20 protein-coding genes are annotated in these 20,276 nt (G+C 62.6%); 8 read left to right on the top strand and 12 right to left on the bottom strand.

From position 1 onward, the window contains the following. Positions 1-31: 31 nt before the first annotated feature. The 7 genes from ACJO3T_RS05875 to ACJO3T_RS05845 form a co-directional block, all read right to left on the bottom strand. Complete coding sequence (locus ACJO3T_RS05875; protein ID WP_406978047.1) at positions 32-892, bottom strand: hypothetical protein; 861 nt, start codon at positions 890-892, stop codon at positions 32-34. Between the two features lie 20 nt (positions 893-912). Then, complete coding sequence (locus ACJO3T_RS05870; RefSeq protein ID WP_406978046.1) at positions 913-1,896, bottom strand: glycosyltransferase family 2 protein; 984 nt, start codon at positions 1,894-1,896, stop codon at positions 913-915. Continuing rightward, complete coding sequence (locus ACJO3T_RS05865; protein WP_406978045.1) at positions 1,893-3,035, bottom strand: polysaccharide pyruvyl transferase family protein; 1,143 nt, start codon at positions 3,033-3,035, stop codon at positions 1,893-1,895. The genes ACJO3T_RS05870 and ACJO3T_RS05865 overlap by 4 nt, the downstream gene beginning before the upstream one ends. Before the next feature lie 4 nt (positions 3,036-3,039). Next, positions 3,040-4,530 carry an alkaline phosphatase family protein gene (locus tag ACJO3T_RS05860; RefSeq protein ID WP_406978044.1) on the bottom strand — a complete coding sequence of 497 codons (1,491 nt, stop codon included), beginning with the start codon at positions 4,528-4,530 and terminating at the stop codon, positions 3,040-3,042. Positions 4,531-4,562: 32 nt separating this feature from the next. After that, the gene (locus ACJO3T_RS05855; protein ID WP_406978043.1) at positions 4,563-6,074 is read right to left on the bottom strand and encodes a lipopolysaccharide biosynthesis protein; all 1,512 of its coding nucleotides are present in this window, start codon (positions 6,072-6,074) and stop codon (positions 4,563-4,565) included. Between the two features lie 400 nt (positions 6,075-6,474). Then, positions 6,475-8,475 carry a Fe(3+)-hydroxamate ABC transporter permease FhuB gene (gene fhuB, locus ACJO3T_RS05850; protein ID WP_406978042.1) on the bottom strand — a complete coding sequence of 667 codons (2,001 nt, stop codon included), beginning with the start codon at positions 8,473-8,475 and terminating at the stop codon, positions 6,475-6,477. Then, positions 8,472-9,422 carry an iron-siderophore ABC transporter substrate-binding protein gene (locus ACJO3T_RS05845; RefSeq protein ID WP_406978041.1) on the bottom strand — a complete coding sequence of 317 codons (951 nt, stop codon included), beginning with the start codon at positions 9,420-9,422 and terminating at the stop codon, positions 8,472-8,474. Before ACJO3T_RS05845 ends, fhuB begins: the two co-directional genes overlap by 4 nt. A gap of 180 nt (positions 9,423-9,602) precedes the next feature. Here ACJO3T_RS05845 and ACJO3T_RS05840 point away from each other — a divergent pair, with 180 nt between their 5' ends. Next, positions 9,603-11,264: a multidrug ABC transporter permease/ATP-binding protein gene (locus ACJO3T_RS05840; RefSeq protein WP_406961888.1), complete on the top strand. Its 1,662-nt coding sequence runs from the start codon at positions 9,603-9,605 to the stop codon at positions 11,262-11,264. A gap of 75 nt (positions 11,265-11,339) precedes the next feature. Beyond that, positions 11,340-11,519 carry a hypothetical protein gene (locus ACJO3T_RS05835; RefSeq protein ID WP_328186311.1) on the top strand — a complete coding sequence of 60 codons (180 nt, stop codon included), beginning with the start codon at positions 11,340-11,342 and terminating at the stop codon, positions 11,517-11,519. 105 nt (positions 11,520-11,624) lie between these two features. On the opposite strand, the gene ACJO3T_RS05830 is transcribed toward ACJO3T_RS05835, so the two are convergent. Then, the gene (locus ACJO3T_RS05830) at positions 11,625-11,831 is read right to left on the bottom strand and encodes a cold-shock protein (protein ID WP_328186309.1); all 207 of its coding nucleotides are present in this window, start codon (positions 11,829-11,831) and stop codon (positions 11,625-11,627) included. 231 nt (positions 11,832-12,062) lie between these two features. Continuing rightward, positions 12,063-13,031: a ribonuclease Z gene (locus ACJO3T_RS05825; protein WP_406978040.1), complete on the bottom strand. Its 969-nt coding sequence runs from the start codon at positions 13,029-13,031 to the stop codon at positions 12,063-12,065. 96 nt (positions 13,032-13,127) lie between these two features. On the opposite strand from ACJO3T_RS05825, the gene ACJO3T_RS05820 reads away from it, so the two are divergent. After that, positions 13,128-14,708, top strand: a complete 1,581-nt coding sequence (locus ACJO3T_RS05820) for a PQQ-dependent sugar dehydrogenase (RefSeq protein WP_406978039.1) — start codon at positions 13,128-13,130, stop codon at positions 14,706-14,708. Positions 14,709-14,795: 87 nt separating this feature from the next. Then, positions 14,796-14,993 carry a hypothetical protein gene (locus ACJO3T_RS05815; RefSeq protein WP_328186304.1) on the top strand — a complete coding sequence of 66 codons (198 nt, stop codon included), beginning with the start codon at positions 14,796-14,798 and terminating at the stop codon, positions 14,991-14,993. 86 nt (positions 14,994-15,079) lie between these two features. Here the strand turns inward: ACJO3T_RS05815 and ACJO3T_RS05810 are convergent, their stop codons facing one another. Further along, the gene (locus ACJO3T_RS05810) at positions 15,080-16,798 is read right to left on the bottom strand and encodes a hypothetical protein (protein WP_406978038.1); all 1,719 of its coding nucleotides are present in this window, start codon (positions 16,796-16,798) and stop codon (positions 15,080-15,082) included. A 183-nt stretch (positions 16,799-16,981) separates the two neighbouring features. Between ACJO3T_RS05810 and ACJO3T_RS05805 the strand changes: the two genes are divergently transcribed. The 4 genes from ACJO3T_RS05805 (at position 16,982) to ACJO3T_RS05790 (ending at position 18,902) form a co-directional block, all read left to right on the top strand. Further along, on the top strand, positions 16,982-17,305 hold the full coding sequence (locus tag ACJO3T_RS05805) for an antibiotic biosynthesis monooxygenase family protein (RefSeq protein ID WP_406961899.1): 324 nt from the start codon (positions 16,982-16,984) through the stop codon (positions 17,303-17,305). 1 nt (position 17,306) lies between these two features. Continuing rightward, complete coding sequence (locus ACJO3T_RS05800; protein WP_406961901.1) at positions 17,307-17,573, top strand: DksA/TraR family C4-type zinc finger protein; 267 nt, start codon at positions 17,307-17,309, stop codon at positions 17,571-17,573. A 137-nt stretch (positions 17,574-17,710) separates the two neighbouring features. Further along, the gene (locus ACJO3T_RS05795) at positions 17,711-18,445 is read left to right on the top strand and encodes a helix-turn-helix domain-containing protein (protein WP_406961903.1); all 735 of its coding nucleotides are present in this window, start codon (positions 17,711-17,713) and stop codon (positions 18,443-18,445) included. Between the two features lie 73 nt (positions 18,446-18,518). After that, positions 18,519-18,902 carry a VOC family protein gene (locus tag ACJO3T_RS05790; RefSeq protein ID WP_406961905.1) on the top strand — a complete coding sequence of 128 codons (384 nt, stop codon included), beginning with the start codon at positions 18,519-18,521 and terminating at the stop codon, positions 18,900-18,902. Between the two features lie 20 nt (positions 18,903-18,922). Here ACJO3T_RS05790 and ACJO3T_RS05785 read toward each other — a convergent pair whose 3' ends face one another. Together ACJO3T_RS05785 and ACJO3T_RS05780 are read right to left on the bottom strand one after the other, a co-directional pair. Beyond that, complete coding sequence (locus ACJO3T_RS05785) at positions 18,923-19,507, bottom strand: 2-hydroxychromene-2-carboxylate isomerase (protein WP_406978037.1); 585 nt, start codon at positions 19,505-19,507, stop codon at positions 18,923-18,925. A gap of 18 nt (positions 19,508-19,525) precedes the next feature. Next, positions 19,526-20,254 (bottom strand): SDR family oxidoreductase, encoded by a 729-nt coding sequence (locus ACJO3T_RS05780; RefSeq protein ID WP_406978036.1) that lies wholly within the window; start codon positions 20,252-20,254, stop codon positions 19,526-19,528. Positions 20,255-20,276 lie beyond the last annotated feature (22 nt).

Here is a 20,276-nt window from a genome sequence, read left to right as displayed (position 1 = left end):
GCCCCGGACTGGATGGGTTATCCCCAGGGCGTCAGGCCGTGTGCTCCGGCAGGATCCGACGGTCGTGATCCCGCTTGCTGAAATACTGCTCCACCTTCTGGTAGGCCCGGTCATTGCCACACACCGGTATGCCCATATAACCCGCCATCCATTCCCATAGCCGCAGGCCGATTTTCTGCAGCAGGGCGACCTGCCTGGGGTGGTTGTGGTTGACCAGTCCGTCATTGTGTTCAATGAAATTCAGCTCCCGCAGTACCTCGGGGATGATCCGGACACGGGTGTCATTGCGCAGCAACAGCTTGGAATACCAGAGGTCATCGGCGGTTGGCGCCACCTCAAGGAAGCCGTCGTCCAGGATATCCTGCTCGCGGAACATGGACCGTGACAGCACGGCGCCACCGCCGAAGGTGATGATGTAGCCTTCCGAGACCACGGCGGGGTCCCGGAGGATGTCCCAGTTCATGTAGGACATGGTCCTGCCGAAGGCGTTGTAACGCTTCTTCCTGACCCGCCCCGCGATGGCTATGCCGCTGCCGGGTTCATAGGCCTGGAGCAGGGTGCTGAGCCAGTGCTTGCCGTAGGCGATATCGTCGTCCGCCGTGATCAGCAGGTCGTCCGGTCCGGCGTCCCGCAGGGCGGGGATCAGTTTGCGGTAGGGGCCGGTATTGGTTACCCATCGTAGCCTGATCCGTTGCTGCCAGTCGGCCGGCAGATCGCTGAAATACCGGGTGAGTTCCTCCTGATCAGGAATGCCACCGTCACGCAGGTAAGGTTCGGTGGATACCCACAGCCTGATCTCGTCCGGTTGCCGGGATTGCAGGCATAGCGACATCAGGGTGATCTTGCACAGTGGGAGTCGCTGGCAGGTTGTCGTCAGGTTGACCGTTATCATTGGCATAGTCCTTTCGAATGCTATACGGGTTCCCCGAGGAATCGCCTCGAGAGTGCCCTGACCACCCGGCCCACTGACATGGGGGCGCTTGGCGGCGTGGTGGTCAGCCCCCCCAGGCCCGCCGGATAGCAGTCCATGATCAGCTCCACCGCTTCTCTGATTTCCGCCCCGAACGACGACATGGTGCGGGTATCGTCCAGCCGGTAGGGGGGCCACGACAGTTGCTGGCGGTACATGTTGGTAATCTCCGCCAGTACCTCGTCGCCGCTGTCCCGGAACAGGCTGACCGCAATGGCGTAGGCCCTCAGGGTCTGCAGGCAGGCCTTTTCCACGCTGCCGGATGTGCTGACGCTGGTATCCCGGAACACATACTCGTAGAGCATATCCTTCATCAGGTGCACCGTATTGGCGTCCTTGAAGCATCCGATGTTGAGGATCAGGTCCTCGTTGATGTTCTGGCGCCAGGGAAAGCGCAGTTCGGCGTAGGGCATGATGAGTTCGCGCCGGAACAGCTTGTTCCAGAGCATGCCGGTACCGAACCGGAACTGGCAGAAACGGGGAAAGATATCGCGGGTAATGGTGGCATTGTCGCGGAACCGCAGCTTGGGGCTGATGACTTTGCGCTCGCCGGTCACCCGGTAGGCGCCGCAGACCACGATATCGGCCTGGTGCTCCTCGCCGGCGGCCTGCATGCGTTCGAACATCTCCGGCCGGGCAATATCATCCGCATCCAGGAAACCTATCCACGGAGCGGTGGCGGCCCGCAGGCCGTTCAGGCGGGTCTCATGGACGCCCTGGTTGTGTTCGTTGTGGACGGCCCGGATCTGTGGGTGCTTCGCCGCCAGCCGGTCGATCAGGTCTCCGGAGCCGTCGGAGGAACCATCGTTTATCAGGATGATCTCAAGGGCCTTGAGGGACTGGTTCAGCAGGCTGTCCACGGACCGTTCCAGGGTATCCGCCCCATTGAACACCGGCACGATGACGGAGACGAGTGGATCGGTCATGGTGTTGCCTCCCGCAGGTTATCATCCAGGAACTGCCGGGCCAGGGCCTGTTGCTGGCGGCGGACGGTATTGACCCGGGGCCAGTCGATCTCCGACTGAAGTTGCTCGGTGGTGATGTCGTCCGCCTGCTCCACCAGCCGGTCCAGCAGGCCGAAACGGGTCAGCAGCGACTGGAAGCGCGACAGCCCCCGGGTGCGGTTGCCGACGGCAATAAAGGGCTTGTTGAACAGTATGGAGAACACGGTGCCGTGGAAAGAATCCGTCACCACGAAGTCCGCATCCCGGAAGCCCTGTAACCAGGCGCCGACACCAGGGTAGAGGCTCTGGTCGAAGGTGTCCTTACGGACTTCCCAGAGTGATTTCCGGGGTTTGATGGTGAAACTGTCCCTGCCGAGCAGATCCACCACCCGGTGGACAATCTGCTGTTTCGAGGGCTGGGTGTCCAGCACGTAGGTCAGCACCTTGCCCTGGTTATCGGGCCCGGCGGGGTTGTCGATCACCGTTTCGTATTCCCCCCGTTCCAGCAGGAAGGTGGGGTCGGGGATGCACTCGGCGGTACGCCCCAGGTGCTGTTCGCAAAGTCGGACGCCGGATTGTTCCCGCACCGACACCGCATGGAAGCGCCCCAGCAGGTCCCGGCAACGGTCGGTATCCCGGGGTGAGAATTCCCAGTCGTCCACGCCGAAGGAGGCCGCGTAGCTCAGCCGCCGGGCCGGGCTGCCGATATCGTCCAGGAAATCCAGGAAATAGTTGGCCAGGCTCGGTGAGTAACGGGGCCGCCACACCTGGTCACTGCCCACGATGTAGGCATCGAACGGATTTTGCCGGTAATAGTCCCGCAGTGCCTTTTCCGAGGTGATGCACGGGGAGAGGCTGATATGCTGCTCCCGGAACCGGGCCAGCTCACGGTACACCTGTTCCTGTTTGCGCCGGGTGGGAACGGTGCCGATCCGGCCCAGCAGGTACTTGGCGGTGTTGATGGCATACTCCCGCAACGACTGCAGCGGCTGGTCCGGCGGCCGGCGGTCCAGGGTCTGGACCTCATGGCCCTGGTCCCTGAGGTAATTCTGCAGGGCGAAGGCCTGGAGCAGTCCGCCGTAGTTGTGGCCGAGTGGCTGTGTGAGGATCGCGATCTTCATGGTGTCAGGCGGCACCTTCGAAGTGCCGGCAGATCATCCGGTAGACCACCCGCAGGTCGTTGGGATCGTCGGTCTGCAGATGCTGTTCCAGTTCCTGGCTGAACACGAACAGCGGGTCGTGGCCCTTGGCGCCGGTATGGGGGTAGCGGATTCCCGCCAGGTTTTCGTCCAGTGGCTTGAGGTTGCCATTGTCGCGGATAAATTCCCAGTTACGGCTGGAGAAGTAGATGCTGTCGGGCTTGTGGAGGCGGATGTCGGGCATCAGCCGCTGGAACTGCGCGCCGGGATATTGCCGGCGGTACGGCCTGGCCTCCAGTTGGTATTCCTTCGCTTCCTCGCTGGCGTTCAGGTTCTCGCAGATCTCGTCCACCAGGCGTTCGTGTTCCTGCTCGCTGGATACGGGGCCGCCGAACCGCGACCGGTCGTTGATGAAGATGCCAGCAAAGTTCCCGGTGTCGTAGAAGGTGCCGAAGGCCCGGGTGCGACCGGGGCTGAACTTGGTCAGGGGCCGGCGGATCAGGGGCGGGGACTTCTTGCCGAAGTACTTCACGGCGATCCGGTCAGACTTGTTGCGCAGGCGGATCAGGCCGCCCCGGGCCTTGCGCTCGGCATTCGACATGCGGCTCAGGTAACCGGCCCGCTCCAGCCAGACATCCACGTTGCCCTCATGCTTGAACAGGGCGGTGCTGTGGTCCCCCACAAAGATGTAGTGTTCCGGCTCCAGGGTTTCGAACAGCTCTCGGATGCTGTTGTCCAGGTTGGTGTAGTGCTCGATCACTTTCTGCTGGGTGGGGGTTTCCGGCTGGAAGTCGCCACCGTTCTCCCGGGCCTTGCGGATCGCCTCCGCGGCCCGTTCGATCTCGAACCGGGCCAGGTACTGCACCTCGGTGGTGATCCGGAAACAGTGGAAGCCGAACTCGGGTTTCTCCTTCCGCGCCAGTTCGATGAAGGTGTCCTTCTGGGCATTCTCCGCCTGACGGATTTTCTCCAAAAACCCGGAGACCGTGCTCTCACCACCGGGCAGCCGCACATCGAACACGTAATTGTGCTGCTCCAGCAGCGGTTTGCAGGTCTGGGGGTGCATCATGGTGGGCGGGATGGCGCCGCCCGCCTTGACGCCACCGCCGCCACCGGCCACCAGGAACCCCTTGACCTGGTCCGCCGGCCCGGTGGTGGGAATGTTCATCAGGCCCACCGAGGTGCCCGCCTGGTTCAGTCTTTTCCAGATGGGTTCATTACGACTGTAGGACAGCATGTCCGACTTGGAATAGGAGGCGTTAAAATCCAGGCCCCCCTCGGCCACCGGCATCAGGTAGAACGCCTTGTTGTCCGACGCGTGCTCACCGGTGAGGATTTCCGCCCAGCCCCGGCTGATCAGGTCCTCATCCAGGTTCCGGCTGGCGGACCGGGCAAACAGCGCCTGGGTAAAGGGCATGGGCATGGCATCGATGATGTTCCGGGAACCACCGTCGATTCCGATGACAAGCAATTTCATGATCACCTCCCTGTACAGGACACGATTATGGATCAGTGACTGTTACGCTTTCGCATCCAGGCCGTCTGGACATAGCCGAGCAGCTCGACGATATCCTCCCGGGTACGCCGGACGGACAGCGAAAGCAGCAGATAGAGACCGGCACCGATGGCACCGAACAGTAACAAGGCAACAACAGGATTCTGTGGTTCGAACACCGTGCGCAGTGCGTACAGCAGCGCCGCGGTGGTCAGGCCGATCAGCAGGCTGGGAACCAGCGCTCGCAGGTGGTCGGCCATGGTGATGGGCAGGAACCGGGTGGAGTAGACCAGGAATAGCGGCATGCGGATGAAGAACCCGGAGATGGCGTGCGCCACCACAATGCCCATGACGCCCCAGATGGAACCGATGGCGATAGCCACCAGCAGGATGAAGAAGGTGATGACCTTCCACTTCAGCAGGGCTTTTGATTCGCCGATGGCCACCAGGCTGATGGCGGTAAACGTGGTGATCGGGGTGACCACCGAGAAGGTGGCCAGGAGCTGGAACATCAGCACGGCCTCATCCCAGCCGTCGCCCAGCAGGACCGCCACCATCCAGTCCGCCGTGACCACCATAACCAGGGTCACGAACACGGTGGTCAGGGCGATCTTGCCGGCCAGGGACACAATCGCGGAGCGCAGGCGGGGCTTGTCTTCCGCCACCCGGGCCAGTGCCGACTGGAACACATTGAACACCGGTGGCAGAAGCTGTTTGGAGGGGATGGACGTCAGCTTGAAGGAGCGGTCATACAACCCCAGGGGCTGAGCACCGCCCACCAGGCCAATGCCGAAGGGCGTGATGTTGGTGGCGAAGTAACCCACGAAGTTGGCGCCGGTCAGGTTGACGCCGAATCCCAGCAACGATCGCACCCCGCTGCCCCGGGACAGCCACCCCGGTACCCAGCGGGCGGCCTGCCACCGCATGATGCTCATGACCGCAATGGTCGCGATCTGCTGGCCCACCAGGGACCAGTAGCCAAAGCCGTACCAGGCCATGGCAATGGCCACGCCGACGCCGAACAGGTTGGCAACCACCTCGATCACCGCAAGGGCCCTGAAATTCATCTGCCGTTTGAGGATGGCCTCATGCTGCACCGAGAGCCCGCCGATCAGGAAGAACAGGCTCAGGGCGCACATGATCCCGATCAGGCTGTCCTCGCCATACACCCACGCCACCAGGGGGGATGCGGCTATGTAGATGAGGCACAGGAGCAGCCCCAGGGCGACGTTGGTCCAGAACAGGTTGGACACCTGCGCATGGGTAATGTGGGGACGCTGGATAGTGGCCATGGACAGGCCGCCTTCCATGAACACGATGGCCAGACCGGTAAACACGGTGACCATGGCTACCAGACCAAAATCCGTTGGCTGCAGCAGGCGGGCCAGGACGGTAATGGAAACGAGCTGGAACAGCAGCTTGAGGCCCTGGGCCGTCACCGTGAAGCCGACACTGCGTACGGAGTGGGCCTTGAGGTCCCCTTCAAGGTGCTGGTTCGAAAAGACACGATCGGCGTTGGTAGACAAGGTAAGTCCGTTTTAACCGTCTATGAGAGTGAATGCCACAGGCCGCATCCGGACCTGCACTTTCCGCGACGTTACATCGCCATTGCTACACGGCCATGAAGCGAATTCAGTTGAGCATTTGATTAGGGTATCGCCTTAACCGGCTCCTGGCCCACTTAACAGATGGCAATGAAACGGTACCCGCCATCGGCGAGGTTGGCTGGTATGGCCACACCGCGATGCAATGCATTATGGGTGCCAACCCGGACCTGAAGCACAAGTGGAAAAGGGGGAGGGGATATCCGGCGATTCCTGGCCCACACGTCAATTCCCTGGCGAGCGGTAGAGTGCCGAATCACCCCTGGAGGATCAACGTGCCGGGATAAGAGACGGGTAGCCTGGGAATCCGGGCCGTGGCCCATCAGTGCCTGCGCAGGCTCCACATGAAATAGGCGCCACCCAGCAGCGCCGAGATCAGGCCGGCGGGGATTTCCTGGGGAAACAGGATCTGCCGCCCCAGCCAGTCGGCCATCACCATCAGGGTGGCCCCGATCAGGGACGCGCCCAGCAGGTGGGGCAGGGCCCGGGACAGGCCCAGCATGCGGGCCAGGTGCGGTGCCAGCAGGCCCGCAAAGCTCAGGGGCCCGACTATCAGCGTGGCGAAAGCGGTGAGTACCGATACCAGCGCCAGCAGTAGCAGTCGCACCCGGCTGACGCCAACGCCCAGGGCCCGGGCTGAATCCTGGCCCAGGGGCAGCAGGTCCAGCCAGCGGGTCACCAGGGGCGTCAGTGCCACCATGACGGCGGCGCATAGGACGGCGATCGTGCCGGTGAGGGTGTCCACGTAGTAGGTGGACCCGGACATCCAGGCGATCATCTGCTGCACCCGTGGGTCGCCGTTGGCCAGGATCATGCTCCGTATCGGGTCGAACAGGGCTGTGATGGCGATGCCGGTCAGTAATAGCCGCTCCGGCTGGAAACCGCTACGACGGTTCAGCAGCACCAGCACCATCAGGGTGACAAAGGCGCTCAGAGTGCCGGCCAGCAGCAGGATGGGCAGTGACACCGTGGCCATCACCACAATGGTGACGATCAGGCCGATGGCGGTGCCGGAGCTGATGCCAAGGACCTCCGGACTGGCCATGGGGTTGCCGGTGATGCGTTGGATGGCGGTACCGGCAAGGGCCAGCAGGGCTCCGGCGCCCATGGCTGCCAGTATCCGGGGCAGGCGCCACTGGCTGATGGTGGACCATTGGTCCAGGCCATCCAGCGCCCAGCCTTCGGGCACCCGGCTCACAAACAGGGCCACCATCAGGGTAACCAGTAGCAGCACCAGAAGCCGGACCAGCAGACGGGGGGCATGAACCCGACGGGCGTGGAGGCCGGCGGCGGACGGCGTAGCGGGGCCGCCCTTCAGGGCCAGGCGGGGTATCAGCCACAGCAGCAGCGGCGCCCCAAGCAGGCCGGTCATGGCGCCGGTGGGGATCACGGCGGGTAAGTTTCCGGCCACCTGCAGCAGGACCAGGTCCGTGGTCAGCAACAGCAGGGCCCCCAGCAGGGGCGCCCACAGCAGGCGCTGTATCAGGGAACGGGCCCCCATCAGCCTGGCGATGGCCGGGGCGGCCAGGCCCACGAAACCGACGATACCCACCAGGCTGACGGCCGAGGCGGTGATGAATACGGCAACGCCCAGGCCCAGTAGCCGCAACTGCCGCACCGAGGCACCCAGGCTGCGGGCATTGGCTTCATCCAGTTCCAGCAGACGCAGGGGGCGCGCCAGCAGCCCTGCCACCACCGCGGCCATGAGCAGCCTGGGCAGCAGGTGCAACACGTCATCCCAGTTGTTCTGTGCCAGTGAACCGGCCGCCCACACCAGCAGTCCCCGGAATTCCTCCTGGTTGAACAGGATCAGAACGGTACTCAGGGCCCCCAGGTAGAGGTTGACCACCAACCCCGCCAATACCACCGCCACCGGGGCCAGCCGCCGGCGCCAGGACAGGGCAATCACCAGCAGCAGCGAGGCCACGCCACCGGCCAGGGCCGGCCATTCGCCACCAAAGGCAAGCAGGCCGGGGGCATAGAGGGTGGCGGCCAGCAGGCCCAGCTGTGCGCCGCTGGCCACGCCCAGGGTGGTGGGGGCGGCAATGGGGTTGCGTAGCACCTGCTGCATGAGCACGCCCGCCAGCCCCAGGCCCGCGCCGACCATCAACGCCATGGCCATGCGCGGCAGCATGCTGTACCAGACCACGGCCGCCGTCATGTCATCGCTTTTCCGCGATGTCAGCAGCGAGAGCCAGTCAACGACGGAGCCCGCCGCCTGGGACAGGGTCTCCTGCATCAGGTTAAATCCAAGCCAGCCACAGGCCAGGGCCAGCAACAGACAGATGGGGGCCGGAGAAACGCGGAGGGCGAGTCGGTTCATGAGTCAGCCGCCCCGGGCCGGGACCCGGATGTTGCCAGGGATTCGCCAAGTTCCTCCGCGAAACGGGCGGCGGAGGGCAGGCCGCCGAAGCTCCAGACCGCCGGCAGGTGCAGGACCTGACCCGCTTTCACCGACGGCAGCGACTGCCAGAGGCGATTGCTGGTCAGGTGATCCCCAACGCCCATGGGCATGGGGTCCACCACCACCAGGTAGCCGGTGGTGGTCAGTTCTTCCAGGCCCGCAGTGGCGTAACCCCAGAGGTTGGTGCCACCCCGCCAGGCATTGTCCAGCCCGAGCCGTTCGAGGACCATGTCGTATACACTGCCCGGGCCGTAGACCCGCACGTGGCGATCGTCGATGAACTGAACCACCAGCAGCTCCGGCACGGCGTCGGGCAGCCGGTTCCGCACATGCTCAATGCGCTCGCGATGTGCCTTGATGACCTGGTCGGCCCGTGCCGGCACCCCGGCGACGTCGGCGACTTCCCGGGTGGCGGTGACCAGGTTCTGCCACAGGTCCCCTTCCGGTTCGTAGATGGACAGGGTGGTGACCGGCACAATCCGGGACAGGGTGGGTTCCAGGGCCGCGAACAGGGGGGATAGCAGGAACCGGTCAAGGTCCAGGGACGCCACCAGCTCCCGGTTGGGCTGGGCCCGCAGGCCAATGTCCACCACGGTGTCGGGCAGGGCGGGCTGTTCCACCCAGGCCTGGTATTCGGCCACCTGGCCCACGGCAACGGGTTCCACTCCCAGTGACATCAGGGTTTCGGCAATGGTCCAGTCGACGGTGGCAAGCCGTGGGACGGAGGAATCCGCGCTGGCTGTCGCAGGGAACAGGAGACTGGCAAGGAGCAGGCAGCACCTTGCTAGGGTGGCAGCCAGCGGGGCCTTGACGGCAGGCCGTACGCCGTCACGGGCCAGTGAGTGTCGGGGAGTTGGTAACAACATCGGGTGAAGACCGAACCTCGGGAACTGCGCTGCACCGGTTAACCAGGCTGTCGGCCCCGGCAACCGGGAAAACCCGACAGGATGCATCCGTGTTTGCATGCAGGGTGGCTGTGCGCGAAAATTGATTGATTCGCATTATACATTCGCCCGACCCACCGGGCCACTCACCCTGGAGACCAGATGGAACTACTGGCCATCGTCTATCGCCAATACCGGACGTCCTTCCTGATCATCATGTTACTGAGCCTGGCCAGCGCCGTGGTCGGTATTGGAGTGATCGCCTATATCAACTCGAAGCTGATCGAGTCGGTAGCCGCGCCCTGGCAGGTGCTGCCGGAGTTTCTCGGGCTGGTTCTGCTCCTGCTGGTGGTCACCCTGGGGGCGCAACTGGCGTTGACCACCCTTGGCCACCATTTTGTCTACGACCTGCGGGCGCGTCTGATCAAGCGGATCATGGATACCGACACCGAAACCCTGGAGCAGATCGGCAGTGCCGGGGTACTGGCCAGCCTGTCCGCCGATGTGCGTAACGTCACCATTGCCTTCGTGCGCCTGCCGGAGCTGGTCCAGGGGGTGGTGATCACCATCGGGGCGGTTGCGTACCTGGCATGGCTGTCGCCGGGCATGCTGGCGGTGACCGCCCTGTGGGTGTTCTTCACCATGCTGGTGGGCTGGTTCCTGGTGCAGAACGTGTACCACCACCTGGCGAGGGTGCGGGAAACGGAGGATGCCCTTTACCGGGACTATGAATCGGTCATCGACGGCCACAAGGAACTGGCCCTGAACCGCAGCCGGGCCAGGGAGCTGTACGAGGGGGATTATGACACCCACTCCCGCACCTACCGCAGCCATATCATCCGCTCCGACACCTTCCACCTGTCGGCGGTGAACTGGTCCAACATCATGATGCTCGGGGCCATCGGCGTGGCTTTCTTCCTGGCCAATGGCCTGGGCTGGGCCAACACCAATGTGGCCGCCACCTATTCCCTGACACTGCTGTTCCTGCGTACGCCGCTGATCCAGGCGGTGGGCGCCCTGCCTACCCTGCTCAATGCCCAGGTGGCGTTCCGCAAGCTGGAGTCCCTCAATCTGGCGGAGTACCAGCGGGATTTCGGTGAAACCACCCCGGCACGGGACTGGCAGACCATCGAGCTGAAGGGCGTCACCTATCAGTACCCGGACAGCGACGGCAATGGCTTTATGGTGGGGCCCATCGACCTGACCCTGCACCGGGGCGAACTGGTGTTCCTGATCGGTGGCAACGGCAGTGGCAAGTCCACCCTGGCACGGTTGCTGACCGGGCTATACCGGCCCCGGGCGGGGCAAGTGCTGGTGGACGGCACGCCCGTGGAAACCGAAGACGACTGGCAGCGGTTCCGCCAGCGGTTCTCCACCGTTTTCACCGATTTCCACCTGTTCGACCGGCTTATGGGTCCCAACGGCGAGGATCCGGACCCGGAACGGGTGGACACCTGGCTGCAGCGATTACAGATGAAGGGCAAGCTGCTGTTCGACGGTAACCGGGTGACCAATCCACAGCTGTCCCAGGGCCAGCGCAAACGCCTGGCGATGCTGCTGGCGGTGGCGGAGAACCGGGATTTCCTGCTGCTGGACGAGTGGGCGGCGGACCAGGACCCGCAGTTCCGGCGCACCTTCTACCAGGAGCTGCTGACGAACCTCCACGAAATGGGGGTAACGGTGTTCGCGATCAGCCACGATGACCACTACTTCGAGCGGGCGGATCGCCTGCTGGAAATGAAGGAGGGACACCTGAGTGAACTGACGGGTGAGCAGCGTGACCTGGCCTCAAGGGATGCGGTGGCCCGCCTGAATCAGGTGTGAGTGCCGGGCAGGCGCCCTTGTCCGGAGCAGGGAAGCTGCGTAGTCTGAAGGAAACGGACCGGGAGTGGTAAGTCCATGACAACGCTGTTCATCATACTGGTCGTGCTGTTCGCGGCCCTGTTCATCATCGTCCCCCTGCTGGAGAAGCACGCCTCCAAGGGGGATGCCATTGATGACCGCAAGCTCTCCCGCTGGATCATTCCCCTGATGGCTCTGGTACTGGTGCTGTCCATTGCCCGGTACTATTTTGGATAGCTGCCTGTTTGGGTGGCCACCTGGAATCAGGGGCTCTCGGGGTAAATTACAGGCAATAAAAAAGGCAGCCGAAGCTGCCTTTTTGCATGCTATTGAACCTGTTATTTACAGGCCAACAACATTTTCCGCCTGAGGACCTTTCTGGCCCTGAGTCACGGTGAACTCAACCTGCTGGCCTTCAGCCAGGGTCTTGAAGCCGTCGCCCTGGATGGCGCTGAAGTGCACGAATACGTCGGGGCCGCCTTCACGAGTGATAAAGCCGAAGCCTTTGGATTCGTTGAAGAACTTAACGGTACCGGTAACTGTAGACATATCTTTTAATATCCTGAAATCAATCTTCTAAATACGCTGCCAGGATCCCCGGATGGGTCTGGTCAGCATTGTTCGGAAACAAGAAACATGCGGGATCAAAAACAGGACGTGCACTACGAACTTCGACAGGGCGTCTTATTGATGAACTGCTTTGCTAACTCTTTCCTACGGCGACCAATGTAACCTGCCTTGCCAGCAAATTGCTACTGTTATTTTTCATCGTGGGTATATTTACTCATCTATCTCAATCAGCGTCAGGTCCTGATTCAGGCGATATCGCTGGAAATCCCGGGCCAGGTGCAGGTTGCCGCTGTAGGCCTGCCGCGCCTCGGCGGCTATGTCCCCGATCACCGGCCCCCGGTTGCCACCGAACTGGTAGCGGGAACTGAAGTGGGTGAGTATCAGGTTGGGAAGCTGTGCCGCCTCGGCGAAACCGGCCACCTGCCGGGCGGAACTGTGCTGGGGCCAGGGGCCGACCCGGTCCGCCACATCCTGGGTGTAGGTGGCCTCGTGGACCAGCAGGTGCACGTCACGGCAGGCATCGGTCAGCAGTTCCGGGGTGTCGTTGTCGCCGGCCACCACCACCTTGCGCGGCGACCGGGGAATGGTGGTGTAGTCATCGACGCAGGCCAGTCTGCCGTCCGGCAGGCGGATGTCCTGGCCCTTCTGCAACCGGCCCCAGTCCGGTCCGGCTTCAATGCCATCCGCTTCCAGCCGGTCGGTCAGCAGCTTTCGCTCCAGCCGGGTCTCCTCGAACCGGAAGGCGTGGCAGGGTACCCGGTGGGACAGGGGAAAGCTGGTGACCCGAACGGCATCATCCTGCCAGCGGAAGTCCGCGGATTCGGCGTTGATGAACGACAACTCAAAGCCCAGGCTGGAGTCGGTGTTGGCCAGGGCGGCCTCGATGAACGGTTGCAACTGCGGTGGCCCGATCAGCGGCAGGGGCTCGGTACGCCCGGACATGGAGGCACTGGTGAGCAACCCGGGCAATCCGAAGGTATGATCACCATGGACATGGGTGATAAAAATGGCCCGTAGCTGCATCACCGAGAGTCGGGTACGCAGGAGCTGGTGCTGGGTGCCTTCGCCACAGTCGATCAGGTACCACTGCCTGGGGCCGCCGTGCTGCAGCGCCAGGCCGGTGACATTGCGCGCCCGGGTCGGGGTGCCGGCGGAGGTGCCGAGAAAGGTAAGTTCCACCACTGTTCCTTGTCTGGTTTTGCGCTTCGGTCACCCGGGTGTCGTTCCGGGGCCCTGTACCGGCTGAGGATATCAGAATCCAAGAGGGAGGTAGGCATGAGTGAACGGACATCCTGGTCCCGGGTCATCCTGGGCTTTGCCACGGCCCTGGTTGTGGGCGCGGCACTGGGGTCGGTGGTACAGACCCAGGTGAATCTGATTGCGTTGCTGGGGCTGGACGTGGAGATCGGTATCGGCACGTGGCTGGCGACCACCCTGGAGGACCTGCTCAAGTTCGGGCCTGTGTACCTGGTGATGTTCGGTGTCAGTTTCCTGGTGTCCCAGATTGTGGCCATGGTTGGCACCCGGTTTGTGCTGACGTCATGGCGTACGCCGGTCTGTGCGCTGGCCGCCGCCGTCGGGCTATGGGCCACCTTCAAGCTGGTGGACCACCTGGCCCCGCCACCGACGCTGATTGCCGCCACCCGTGATGTCGGCGGCATGTTGGCGATGCTGGCCTCGGCGGCCATTGCAGGCTGGTTGTTCGCCCGGATGGCAACGGGCCGGTCCGGCGCCCGTCGTCACCCTGGCGCGGCTGCCGTGCTGGCCCTGGTGACACTGTTGGGGTTCCCCGATGGCGAGGTTCGCGCGGAGACGGTGGATAGTTACCGGGTGGAAACGGTGGTGTCCGGTCTTGAGCATCCCTGGTCCCTGGCGTTCCTGCCGGATGGCGGCATGCTGGTTACCGAGCGGCCGGGTCGATTGCGCCGGATCACACCGGACGGTGAGCTGGACCCGGAACCGGTCAGCGGAGTGCCCGAGGTGCTCCTGGGCGGACAGGCAGGGATGTTTGAGGTCTCACTGGCGCCGAATTTCGGGGACAGTCGCATGCTCTACCTGAGCTACGCCTGCGGTACCGTCCAGGCCAACCATACCTGCCTGGCCCGGGCCCGGCTGGAAGGGAGTGAACTCCGGGATCTGGAAGAAATTTTCAGGGCCAGGCCCGCCAAGGTAGGCACGGCCCACTATGGTGGTCGCATCGCCTGGTTGCCGGATGGCACGCTGGTACTCTCCCTGGGGGATGGCTTTGACTACCGGGAAGAGGCACAGCGGCTGTCGAGCCACATCGGCACCCTCGTCAGGCTGCGGCCCGACGGCACGGTGCCGCCGGACAACCCGTTTGTCGACGACCCCGATGCCCTGCCGGAAATCTACAGCTACGGCCATCGCAACGTGCAGGGGCTGGTCTACGATGATGCTGGCGAACGGCTGATTGCCCATGAACATGGCCCCCGGGGCGGCGACGAGATCAATGTGATCGAACCCGGGGCCAATTATGGATGGCCGGTTGCCACCCACGGCCTGGATTACACCTGGGCGCGAGTGACGCCCTATACCGAATACCCTGGAACCGAGCCGCCCCGGCTGCACTGGACGCCGTCCATCGCGCCGTCGGGGATGGCCCTGTACACCGACGACCGGTTTCCCCGGTGGCGCGGCGACCTACTGGTGGGTGGCCTGGTGACCCGCGCGGTTCACCGGGTTGAGCCTGGCTCCGGGGACGCCACGGAACGGGAGAGACTGTTCGGGGAGCAGGGGGAGCGGATCCGCGATGTCCGCACCGGCCCGGACGGTTCGGTTTACCTGCTTACGGATAGCCCGGAGGGACGCCTGCTGAGGGTGACGCCGCAACAATAGAGGGCGGCTGTTGATATTGTTTTACAGGTCCGTGGCTGACTTCTAAGCTCAATAATGGGTTCCCTGAAAAGCAGAGGAGAACCAGCCATGAGCAAAGCCATCAACGGAAAGTTCCAGGACATGGACCAGGCCCGCAATACCCGGGATGATCTGATTGGCAGCGAGATCCCGCAGGATCGGATCTTCATTGACAAGGAGGCGATGGAAATCCGGGTCATGCTGCCTGAGGAAGAGGCCCGTGAGGTCTGGGAGATCTTCGATCGCCATGGTGTGACGCACGATTAGAGGGTTCCGGCTGCAAAACCGGGACGACCCTGGCCGTTACACAAAAAAGGCCCGCGCAAGGCGGGCCAGAGGACAGGTAGGTCAGGTTATTCGGTGACTTCGGTGATGAACATCAGATCCATATCACCCTGGTACACCAGTGTGGTGTAGGGGCTGGAGCCTTTCACTGGCAGGTACGTCCATTCGGCCTCGCCTTCCACGTAGGTCAGGGAGCCAGAAGTCAGGACGGACCAGCCATCATCGTTAATGAAATTCTGGTCGCCGGTGACGCCAAACTGCATATAGCCAGTGCCGTCGCTGCTCAGCTCCAGATCAATGGTTTCGCTGTCTGACGCCGTCATCTCATAAGTGCCATCCTTTGTTGTCTCCGCACCGCCGTCGATATCGGCAAAGCTGAGGGTCTGGGTCACGCCACCGATAAAATCGTTGCCGCTGGCTTCGACGTATACCTGCTTGGTGTCACCATTAAAGTCTTTCAGGGTTACCGCATAGCGACCCAGGCGACGAAGGGTGAATTGTTCACCGCCTTCTGACTCGGGCAGGTTGTCGGACAGTGTCAACTGACCCGTCGGATGAAGCTGGGCCGGACCATCGACAAAGCCGTTTCCTCCATCATCCCTTGCAGGGTTGTCGTACAGTCCGCCCGGGCCATCAAGTTCCGCGGACACACTGGTCACCGCGAAGTTGTTGCCGTCAAAGCTGTAGGTACCCCACTCAGAGGAAACGGCCACGTGGAGTTCACCGTCATAAGCTTCCGTGTTGTCGTTGTGGACAATGACGTAGTGGCTGTCGTCAAGAATGGTGAGGATGTTGTGGCGTTCGATTTCTTTCGTTTCGTTATAACCCTCACCGAGGTACCAACTGCCTACCAGGCTGTCCTTGGCATTGCGTACCGCGTCAAAAACAATGTCGTCAGGCTCTTCAGCGGTATTGAGGACCAGCGCGCCGTCCTTCAATGCCATGTTCCAGGTGGTGGAGGTGCCGTTGTGAACCAGGCCGCCGCTGTTATCGGACTCGTAGGTCACAGTCAGTACCAGTTCGCCGGCGGCGCTATCCCAGGCGTAGGTGCCATACTCGGCACTGGCGGCATCCTGGTCGCCATCATCGGCCTTGGAGTGGGCAATCAGGTATTCGGTTTCGTTCAGGAAGGTCAGAACATTGACGTTGCCCCAGTCTTCCACAAGTACCCAGCTACCGATCAGATCGCCAGATTGGGTGGCCTGGAAGTGGGCAATCGCATCGTCCTCGGTAACCAGCGTCTTGCCCGTGGACTCAAGGACCGTACTGGCCAGGGTATCAGAATCAGACTGACTTAAAGTCTGAGCCAGGTCGATGTCCTGCAACGCGGTATGAATGGCCTCGGTGATGGTAATGCCGTTGCTGGCGTCGCCGTCGTCATCCAGGGTCTGCAGCAGGCGCAGGATATTTACGACGGTTGGATCGGAACTCCAGTCGGTTGCGCCGCTTCCCATATCCGCCGGGGTGATTCGACCGGTGGCTTCTACTGCCGGCAGTTCGGTACCGCCGATGCTGAAGGTGACCGTGTCGCCCGGTGCGTAGTCGTACTCGCCCAGTTCGTTGGTCGTTCCGGTCTTACCGCTTGAGGTCGTGTAGTTGATACCGGACACTGGGCTATCTACAAATACGCCGGTTTCGCTTGCGGTGACGTCTCCGCCGTTATTGTTGTCTTCACCGCCGCCGCCACCGCTGCTGTCGCTGCTGCTGCCGCCCCCACCACCACAGGCGGTGAGGGCCAGAGCCGAGGCAATGGCGGATACTAAAAGAACGTTCTTGAACTGCTCCATGGGAACTCCTTCAACATGGTCTGGATTATTGTTACCGCCTCTTAATGTTGTCAGGAGCGCCGGTTAGGGGAATCACCCAAATGGGGGATATAGCCGTAAAGAAATGTTAAATACCGCAACGGAGTGTGATCGGTCATTGTGGGGATAGCGTTCCGTTGATCCGTCAAAATCGGGGAGGTAGGTATGAAATTCATCTTTGAAGCACGGGTAAGGGAAGGGCACACCGCCGAGGAATACGCCGACGCCTGGGTCCGCGCCAGTGAACTGATCCAGCAGGCACCTGGTGCCCGGGGTACCGAGTTGCACCGCAAGATTGGCGATCCCAACACCCTGATTGCCATCGCCAGTTGGGACAGCAAGGAACAGCGAGACGCCATGGAAGGCCAGCACAACCCGGAAATTGCTGACATTATCCGCAGCGCCGCCCCATTTGTGGACATCACTCCGATTGGCGAATTTGAGGACCCGGAGTGGGTGGTAATGCCGCCGGACCCGGAGGGTTACTGAGATGGCCGGTGGCTGGTCAAAGGATGGTGCGGTACAGGACCAGATTGACAGCACCGTGGAGGATGCCCTCGAGCGGGCACGCTCGAATCTGCCCCAGGGTGACAGCCTGACGCACTGCGAAGAATGTGATGATCCTATTCCGGAAGCCCGGCGCAAGGCCTTGCCGGGTGTTCGCCTCTGCGTGCGCTGCCAGAGCGAGAAGGATCGTGAGCAGTCGGATGTCAGTCTGTTCAATCGCCGGGGCAGCAAGGACTCCCAGCTACGCTGACGTCTCCTGATGTAAGGTTATCTTCTGGCAAGGGGGTGTCGGCCATACTGCTGCTGGCACTGGTGGCGTCCTTCGCCATTCGATGAAAGTCGGCGGTAATCGGCTATAGTGATGATGCTATCGAGTAAGGAAAGGCCATGGTCACCGAGCCCCTGGAATTCCATCTTCCTGCACCGCCCCTGCGACCATTGGTCAGCCATTACTGGCGCAGCCGGGGTAACACGGACCCCGACTACGCAGTCATACCGGATGGCGCCGTGGATCTGGTGCTACAAGTGGAAGGCCCTCGACTAAGGGCGCTGGTGTACGGAACGTCCACCGCCTGTCGCCGGGTGCCCCTGGTCACCGGGGGCGATTATCTCGGCGTCCGCTTCCGGCCAGCCCGTGCGCGGCATCTCCTCCAGGCGGCAACTCATGAACTGACCGATACCTCTGAACCGGTCCATGACGTGCTTCGTCTTGATCTGGGTGACGTGCCAGAGATCATGGATCAGGATACTGTCTTCGACCGGCTGAATCAGCGCCTGTTGGCAGAGCTTGGTCGCATGACCCTGGATATCACGCTGGCGGACCGGGCGGTTGCCTGTATTACTGCCCACTGCGGCCAGATTTCTATTGACGCCCTGGCGGAAGAACTGGGATGTAGCCGGCGGCGCCTTGAGCGAGGCTTCCTGCCAGCGGTGGGGGTTCCGCCCAAGGTGTTTGCCCGAATCTGCCGGTTCGGCCATGCCCGCGATTTACTGGATGGGACGGGCCATGAACTGGCGGATGTGGCACTGCAGGCCGGATACTACGACCAGAGCCACCTGAGCAACGAGTTCCGGCAGTTTGCCGGTCTGTCCCCCTCCCAGTACCGGATTTCCACAGATTGACGCATTTTTCCAAGAACCGGCTACTGGCCTGGCCTGATACTGGGTGGAAATCCACAGCAGCAGGAGGCAGACCATGACCACTATCCGTAAACTCTGGTCGGGTGTCGTCACCGATAAGGTGGCAGAATCACGGGACTTTTACGTCCGTTATTTCAACAGTGAGGTGATCTATGAGGGGGAAGACCTCTGGGTGGTGGTTCTCAGCCTGGGGGAAAGTGAGCTGGGCTTCATGAAGCCTGGACTTGAGTTCCAGTCTTCCCTGTTCCAGGCGCCGTTTTCCGGACGGGGCCTGTGGTTTACCGTGGACGTGGATGATGCGGACGCCGAGTTCGAGCGAATCCGGGCACTGGGCGCCCCCATCGAAGTATCGTTGCGTGACGAGCCCTGGGGCGACCGGCACTTCTCCATCCTTGATCCCAATGGCATTGGGGTGGATATCGTCCAACGCCTGGAATAGGAGTGGGCCGGCGGGCCCCTTCAGGCCAGGGCTTCCTCCACCATCCACAGGCGGTCCTGGCCGAAGAACATCTCATTGTCCACGAACAGGGTGGGGGCTCCGAATACGCCCCGCTCGACCGCCTCGACGGTGATTGCCTTGAGCCGGTCCTTGACGGCCTGGTCGCTGGCCCGGGCCATGACGTCCTGCGGATCGAAGCCCGCGCGGGACAGAACCTGCGCGACCACCTCCGGCTGTCCCATGTCCTGCTCGTCCACCCACAGGGCGTTGAAGACCGCCGTCAGGTAGTCATCGAACCGGGGCGTGTCCAGGAAGGCCACGGCGCCCCGCATCAGATGGAGTGTATTCACCGGGAAATAGGGATTGTGGTTCAGGGTGACCCCGTAGCGGCGGGCGAACCGCTGCATGTCCATCCGTGAGTATCGGCCCTTGGCCTCGATGGCGGCCGGGGACTGGTTGCCGGTGGCCTGGAACACGCCGCCCAGCAGCATGGGTTTCCACACCAGTCCGGCATTGTGGCGGCTGGTGATCCCGGGCAGCTGGGTCCAGGCCAGGTAGCTGGCCGGGCTGCCCACATCGAAGTAGCACTCCAGTGTCTTGCTCATGGTCATTCTCCGTTTGCGTCAGAAGGTTTCCAGCCAGGGGCGCAGGTCCAGCTCGTGGGTCCAGGCGTCCCGGGGTTGGCGGTGTAGCTGCAGGTACTGCTCCGCGATGTGGTCCGGATTGAGGATGCCATCCTGGCCCTTTAGGGCGTAGCGGTCCGGGAAGTTGTCGCGGATGAAATCGGTATCGATGGCGCCGTCGATAATGCTATGGGCCACGTGTATCCCCTGTGGCCCCAGCTCCCGGGCCATGCTCTGGGCCAGGGCCCGCAGGGCGAACTTGGCGCCGGCAAAGGCGGAGAAGCCGCTGCCGCCGCGCAGGGACGCCGTCGCCCCGGTAAAGATAATGGTGCCCTGTTGCCGGGGCAGCATGACCTGGGCCGCCTCGCGACCGGTCAGGAAGCCGGCGAAGGCTGCCATTTCCCAGACCTTGCGATACACCCGCCCGGTGGTCTCGGTGATGGGGAAACGGACGTTGGCGCCTATGTTGAAGACCACCACGGTGACCGGGCCGATATCCCGTTCTATGCCGTCGAACAGCGCCGTCATGGCGTCTTCATCACGGGCGTCACAGCCGAAGGTGTGGGCCGTGCCACCGTCGCCCTCGATGGCTTCCCTGAGGGGCTCCAGGGCGTCGGCGTTGCGCCGGGTCACGCACAGGGTAAAACCTTCGCGGGCAAAGCGGCGGGCGATGGCTCCCCCGGTGGCGTCGCCAGCGCCAATGACAACGGCGACCTGTTGCCTGGACATGGCTGTCTCCTCTTTATCGACA

The organism is Marinobacter shunpengi (assembly GCF_045449715.1).
Lineage (GTDB): Bacteria > Pseudomonadota > Gammaproteobacteria > Pseudomonadales > Oleiphilaceae > Marinobacter.
Note: the sequence above shows the minus strand (reverse complement) of the source record. Positions and strands in the feature narration are given on the sequence as shown.

What these genes read in the sequence shown, in the direction of transcription:
- ACJO3T_RS05875 (WP_406978047.1), bottom strand. Translation starts at nt 892, where the DNA reads ATGATAACGGTCAACCTGACGACAACCTGCCAGCGACTCCCACTGTGC.
- ACJO3T_RS05870 (WP_406978046.1), bottom strand. Translation starts at nt 1,896, where the DNA reads ATGACCGATCCACTCGTCTCCGTCATCGTGCCGGTGTTCAATGGGGCG.
- ACJO3T_RS05865 (WP_406978045.1), bottom strand. Translation starts at nt 3,035, where the DNA reads ATGAAGATCGCGATCCTCACACAGCCACTCGGCCACAACTACGGCGGA.
- ACJO3T_RS05860 (WP_406978044.1), bottom strand. Translation starts at nt 4,530, where the DNA reads ATGAAATTGCTTGTCATCGGAATCGACGGTGGTTCCCGGAACATCATC.
- fhuB (WP_406978042.1), bottom strand. Translation starts at nt 8,475, where the DNA reads ATGAACCGACTCGCCCTCCGCGTTTCTCCGGCCCCCATCTGTCTGTTG.
- ACJO3T_RS05845 (WP_406978041.1), bottom strand. Translation starts at nt 9,422, where the DNA reads ATGTTGTTACCAACTCCCCGACACTCACTGGCCCGTGACGGCGTACGG.
- ACJO3T_RS05840 (WP_406961888.1), top strand. Translation starts at nt 9,603, where the DNA reads ATGGAACTACTGGCCATCGTCTATCGCCAATACCGGACGTCCTTCCTG.
- ACJO3T_RS05835 (WP_328186311.1), top strand. Translation starts at nt 11,340, where the DNA reads ATGACAACGCTGTTCATCATACTGGTCGTGCTGTTCGCGGCCCTGTTC.
- ACJO3T_RS05830 (WP_328186309.1), bottom strand. Translation starts at nt 11,831, where the DNA reads ATGTCTACAGTTACCGGTACCGTTAAGTTCTTCAACGAATCCAAAGGC.
- ACJO3T_RS05820 (WP_406978039.1), top strand. Translation starts at nt 13,128, where the DNA reads ATGAGTGAACGGACATCCTGGTCCCGGGTCATCCTGGGCTTTGCCACG.
- ACJO3T_RS05815 (WP_328186304.1), top strand. Translation starts at nt 14,796, where the DNA reads ATGAGCAAAGCCATCAACGGAAAGTTCCAGGACATGGACCAGGCCCGC.
- ACJO3T_RS05810 (WP_406978038.1), bottom strand. Translation starts at nt 16,798, where the DNA reads ATGGAGCAGTTCAAGAACGTTCTTTTAGTATCCGCCATTGCCTCGGCT.
- ACJO3T_RS05805 (WP_406961899.1), top strand. Translation starts at nt 16,982, where the DNA reads ATGAAATTCATCTTTGAAGCACGGGTAAGGGAAGGGCACACCGCCGAG.
- ACJO3T_RS05800 (WP_406961901.1), top strand. Translation starts at nt 17,307, where the DNA reads ATGGCCGGTGGCTGGTCAAAGGATGGTGCGGTACAGGACCAGATTGAC.
- ACJO3T_RS05795 (WP_406961903.1), top strand. Translation starts at nt 17,711, where the DNA reads ATGGTCACCGAGCCCCTGGAATTCCATCTTCCTGCACCGCCCCTGCGA.
- ACJO3T_RS05790 (WP_406961905.1), top strand. Translation starts at nt 18,519, where the DNA reads ATGACCACTATCCGTAAACTCTGGTCGGGTGTCGTCACCGATAAGGTG.
- ACJO3T_RS05785 (WP_406978037.1), bottom strand. Translation starts at nt 19,507, where the DNA reads ATGAGCAAGACACTGGAGTGCTACTTCGATGTGGGCAGCCCGGCCAGC.
- ACJO3T_RS05780 (WP_406978036.1), bottom strand. Translation starts at nt 20,254, where the DNA reads ATGTCCAGGCAACAGGTCGCCGTTGTCATTGGCGCTGGCGACGCCACC.